At 72.9% G+C, this 3,770-nt stretch carries 4 protein-coding genes; 2 read left to right on the top strand and 2 right to left on the bottom strand.

Going from position 1 to position 3,770, the window contains the following annotated elements:
* Together VM840_02085 and VM840_02080 are read right to left on the bottom strand one after the other, a co-directional pair.
* Positions 1 to 377, bottom strand: a 377-nt coding sequence (locus VM840_02085; protein ID HVL80366.1) for a sigma factor, incomplete at its 3' end; no start/stop codon positions are given.
* A gap of 43 nt (positions 378 to 420) precedes the next feature.
* Complete coding sequence (locus VM840_02080; protein ID HVL80365.1) at positions 421 to 1,452, bottom strand: patatin-like phospholipase family protein; 1,032 nt, start codon at positions 1,450 to 1,452, stop codon at positions 421 to 423.
* A gap of 99 nt (positions 1,453 to 1,551) precedes the next feature.
* Between VM840_02080 and VM840_02075 the strand changes: the two genes are divergently transcribed.
* Positions 1,552 to 2,319, top strand: a complete 768-nt coding sequence (locus VM840_02075; GenBank protein ID HVL80364.1) for an SDR family oxidoreductase — start codon at positions 1,552 to 1,554, stop codon at positions 2,317 to 2,319.
* On the top strand, positions 2,303 to 3,770 hold a 1,468-nt coding region (locus VM840_02070; GenBank protein HVL80363.1), incomplete at its 3' end, for a hypothetical protein. The genes VM840_02075 and VM840_02070, both read left to right, overlap by 17 nt.

Raw genomic sequence — 3,770 nt, 5'->3', positions numbered from 1 at the left:
TCCCAGTCGAGCAGCTCGCGGCAGACCACGAGCTCGCGGTCGGCCACCGAGAGGGAGAGCAAGGAGCGGCGCGCCCAGTCCTCCCCGGACGTCTCCCGGTCCCACGGACCGGGAGGCGGCACCTCGGGAGCCGCGTCGGCCGCGACCCGCCGGGCCACCTGGACCGCCCACCCGGTCACGCCCGACTCCCGGTCGTACCGGTCCAGGGAGCGGGCGAGCCGCACGCAGACCTCCTCGAGCGCCTCGGCGGCCGAGTACTCGTCGCCGAGCATCCCGTGCAGGTACGTGTAGAGCTCGGGCGCCAGTCCCGTGATCAGCTCCTCGAGCGCGTCGACGTTGCCACGCGACGCGGAACGCAGCAGGCGTTCTTCGCTCACGAGCGGAGTCTAACCGTCAGGCCGGGGGGCGGGGTCGCGGTCGTCAGGCGACCGAGCCGCGCAGGACCGCCTGCACGTCCGGCTCTCGGAGCCGGGCCGCGGTCGTGCGCAGGGCGGTCTCGAGCACGAGCCGCCTGCGCTTCGGGTCCATCATGTTGATCCCCATGGCGTCCAGGTCCTCCTCGCCCGGCTGGATCAGCAGGACCTCCGTCCCGCGCTCACGGAGCTTCCGCGCCTCCCGCCCGAGCCGGCGGCCCACCTGCCCCCGGATCCGTCGCTCGACCCGCTCTCCGATCGTGGTCGGGGGGCCGATGTTCAGCGTCGACATCGGGTTGAGGCAGACGACGAGGTCGAGGCCCTCCTCCGACAAGAGGTCGAGGTTCGAGGCCGACCAGGCGCCCCCGTCGATGTACGGGCGTCCTCCGATCCGGACGGGCTCGTAGAACCCGGGGATCGCGCACGAGGCCTCCACGGCCCGCCACAGGTCCGTCTCCGGAGCCGGAGGCCGTCCGAACACCACGCGCCGACCGGTCCGGTAGTCGACGGTCACGACCCACAGGTTCGGGTGGTCCGCCCAGCCCTCGGCCACGACGCTGCGGATCAGCCGGCCTATCTGCTCGGTCTCGAAGACGCCCCGCCCGATCCAGGCTGACAGCGCGGTCGCGGGTGGGTAGCGCAGCGGGTTGATCATCGTCCGGAGAGCGAGCTCGGGGGAGCCGAGGACGAGCCTGGGGATCCGCTTCGAGAGCCGGAAGAGCGCCGATGAGGACTCCTCCGCTCCCGCGACCGGCTGGCCGTACCGGTCGGTCATCCCGTGGGTGGGGCCCCCTCGCTGGTGGTACACGAGGAACCAGGGAGGCATCCCGGACGCGACCAGCGCGCCCACCGCCGAGCCCGCCGACGTACCGACGATGTGGTCGGCCGAGGCCGGCTCCCAACCCGTCTCCGAGGCCAGCGCCTGCAAGGACCCAACCAGCCAGGCCGCCCCCAGGACGCCCCCGCCTCCGAGGACGAGACCGATCCGGGGACGCGCCGGTCCGGGCGACGACGAGGCGCGGAGGGTGTCCATGGCCATGCCGACCAACGTTACCCGCCCGGATCGACGGCCAACCTGAACTGGGGGAGGCGGTGGACGACCGGCTATCGTTCGTGGGGACTATCGATCGGAGGTCGGATGAGCGACAGCAGGCGGGTAGCCGTCGTCACCGGCGCGGCCATCGGCATCGGCCGCGCGATCGCCTGCCGGTTGGCCGCGGACGGTTTCGACATGGGGCTGACGGCGGAGCAACCGATGGACGAGACGGTAGCGCGCTGCGAGAAGGAGGGGGTCCGGGTCGTCAGCCGCGTCGCCGACCTGACCGACCCGTGGGCGGCCGAGGAGGTGGTCGACGCTCTCGTCGCCGAGCTGGGACGTATCGACGTCCTCGTCAACAACGCCGGCGTCACCATCTCGGGTCCGGTCGGGGAGACGTCGCGCGAGCAGATGGAGATGATGTTCGCGATCAACGTCCAGGCTGCGTGGGTGGCGATCCGCGCGGCGGCCCGCCACATGCGCTCCGGCGGGGGCGGTTCGATCGTGGGGGTCTCGTCGATCCACGGCTCCCGCGGGATGGGAGACCACTCGGTGTACGCGGCGACGAAGGGGGCGGTGGACGCCCTGACCCGTCAGCTGGCCATCGAGCTCGCGCAGCATGCGATACGGGTGAACGCGGTGCGCCCCGGCCTGATCGAGACGGAGCGGTACTTCGACGATCCCGGCTACGACACCGACAGGGCGGGTCGCGCGGTGCCGATCGGCCGGGTGGGCACACCGGCCGATGTGGCCGCGGCCGTGTCGTTCCTCGCCTCCCCGGACGCCGGGTTCATCACCGGACAGGTGCTCGGGGTCGACGGCGGGTCGGAGGCCGAGATGCCGAGGGCGCTGGATGTCTTCGGAGACTGAGCCGACCCACCCTCGTTGGCTCGTCGGGCTGCGCCGCGCACAGCTCGCCTCCCGAGCGCTCGAGCGCTGGGCGGACGACCGCGGTGTCACCGGGGCCGTCTGGGACCCGGGCTCGCATGTGGCGGGGGACGCGTCCGGAGTGATCGAGGCGCTCGTGCGCTCGGGCGCCCGTCCGGACGCCACGCTCCTGAGGGATCTGATGGTCACCGACGTCCGCGCCGCGTGCCGCGCGCTGATCGGCGTCCGGGGAGCGACGGACGACCGGGACGGATACGTCGCCGTATGGATGGACCCCGACCACCTCGTCGATCCCGGGCGCGCGGCGCAGGCCGCGAGGAGCCTCGTCGACGAGATCGGACGCCCCCTCGTCGCCGTCGCCTTCGTCTGGACCGGAGCCCGTGCGGGGGCCCTCTCCTCGATCGTCGGGACCGGCGTCCCGGTCGCGGTGAGCGGCGTGTCCGGACCGGCCGCCGCCGCCGTGGCGACCGCGCGTGCGAAGGGGATCGAGCGCCTCAACCGCGACGTGGAGGAGCCCGAGGACGCCCAGGAGGTCCCGGTCTTCGTCCTGGGCTCCCGCGACGTTCCGGAGGGTCTCGTCGGCATCGAGCTGGTCTGCGAGGAACAGGTGCTGCGGCCGGGGGCCGAGCAGGTCGCGGCCCTCCCTCATACGCAGGAGGAAGAGCGGTCCGCGTGGGCCGCGGCCGTGGAAGCTCTCGAGGAACGGTCCCGGCGTCCGGTGCACGACGACACCTACTCCCCTCAGGGGTTCGCCGACGACGTCGCTCGCGAGGTGTCCAGCCTCGACGCCGACCGCGTGCTCGAGCGGATCTGGGAGAGGGACCACACGGTGTGGAGGCCCGAGCCGGTGGAGATCGAGGACCGGCTCGGGTGGCTCGACGTGGCCCGGCGGATGCGGGGCGAGGCCCCCGACCTGGAGGCGTTCGGCCGGGCCGTGCGAGCGGAGGGGGTGGACCGGCTCGTCCTCCTCGGGATGGGAGGCTCGTCTCTCGCGCCCGAGATGTTCAGGGCGATACTCGGCGGGTCTATCGCCCTCGAGGTCTGCGACACCACCGACCCCGACCACGTCGCGGCGCTGCGCGGCCGCGTCGACCCGGAGCGCACCCTGTTCGTCGTCGCGTCGAAGTCGGGGACGACGGTCGAGACGCGATCGCACCTCGAGCTCTTCTGGTCGATCTCCGGCCGGGGCGACCGCTTCGTCGCGATCACCGACCCGGACAGCGAGCTCGCGGCGGTGGGGGCCGAGCGGGGATTCCGCCGGGTCTTCCTCAACCCGCCCGATATCGGGGGACGGTACAGCGCCCTCTCCCTGTTCGGTCTGGTCCCCGCCGCGATCTGTGGCATCGACGTGGCGGCGCTGCTCGACGGCTGCCTGGACATGATGCGGTCCAACGCGGGGTCGGTCATGCCTGTCGCCGCCCCCGGCGCACGAC

The organism is Actinomycetota bacterium, from assembly GCA_035540895.1.
In the GTDB taxonomy this organism is placed as follows: Bacteria; Actinomycetota; JAICYB01; order JAICYB01; family JAICYB01; genus DATLFR01.
The sequence above is the reverse complement of the archived record's forward strand: the minus strand, read 5'-3'. Positions and strand labels throughout refer to the sequence as shown.

What these genes read in the sequence shown, in the direction of transcription:
- VM840_02080 (HVL80365.1), bottom strand. Translation starts at nt 1,452, where the DNA reads ATGGCCATGGACACCCTCCGCGCCTCGTCGTCGCCCGGACCGGCGCGT.
- VM840_02075 (HVL80364.1), top strand. Translation starts at nt 1,552, where the DNA reads ATGAGCGACAGCAGGCGGGTAGCCGTCGTCACCGGCGCGGCCATCGGC.